We start from the raw sequence: 588 nt of genomic DNA on the forward strand, positions 1-588 counted from the left end.
CTGTCGGGCGGCTTGGTTGGGGGTTATTGGCCAAGGTTCGACAGCGTGGGCACCCGCGCGGCCAGTTCGGCGCGCCAAGCGGCATTTTCTTCCTTGGTCAGCATCCAGCCGGGGATCGACAATTGGCGTAGCCGGACAGCGGCCTTGCCGCCCGCCTTGGCGGGGTCTTCGTCCTTGTCGTGCAATTCGGCGTAGCTGACCGAGGCATATTTGCCCCAAAACCGCGCCACCTCCAGCCGATCATGGCGAAACACCAGCGCGGGGCGCGGCACCGACCACAAAACCCATGCCAGAAAGAAACACAAAACGGCGCCCACAAGGCCCGAGACCGAATGCCAGATCATCCCGTCTTCACCGCCACCGCGCAGCATTTCGATCAGCCCCATCGCGGGCGAAATCGCCTGCAAAAGACCAATCAAAATGATCCCCGCGCCCCAAATATGAGGCATCAGGGCACGTCCATGCACGATAAGGTCGGGGCGATGGTCGGCTTGCGGGGTCATGGGCGCCTCGTCTCCGTCAAGGTCCGTCAGTCCAGATCGGCAAAGATATTGGCATCTTCAGCGAAGTCGATGCGTTCTTGTGTCA

At 61.4% G+C, this 588-nt stretch carries 1 protein-coding gene; it reads right to left on the reverse strand.

Annotated elements, in window-relative coordinates; genetic code table 11:
* Positions 1–23: 23 nt before the first annotated feature.
* A complete protein-coding gene (locus CKO28_RS27865; RefSeq protein ID WP_200344810.1) occupies positions 24–503 on the reverse strand; it encodes a hypothetical protein in 480 nt (159 codons plus the stop codon).
* Positions 504–588: the final 85 nt, after the last annotated feature.

This window comes from Rhodovibrio sodomensis (assembly GCF_016583645.1).
Classification (GTDB): Bacteria; Pseudomonadota; Alphaproteobacteria; order Kiloniellales; family Rhodovibrionaceae; genus Rhodovibrio; species Rhodovibrio sodomensis.

What these genes read in the sequence shown, in the direction of transcription:
- CKO28_RS27865 (WP_200344810.1), bottom strand. Translation starts at nt 503, where the DNA reads ATGACCCCGCAAGCCGACCATCGCCCCGACCTTATCGTGCATGGACGT.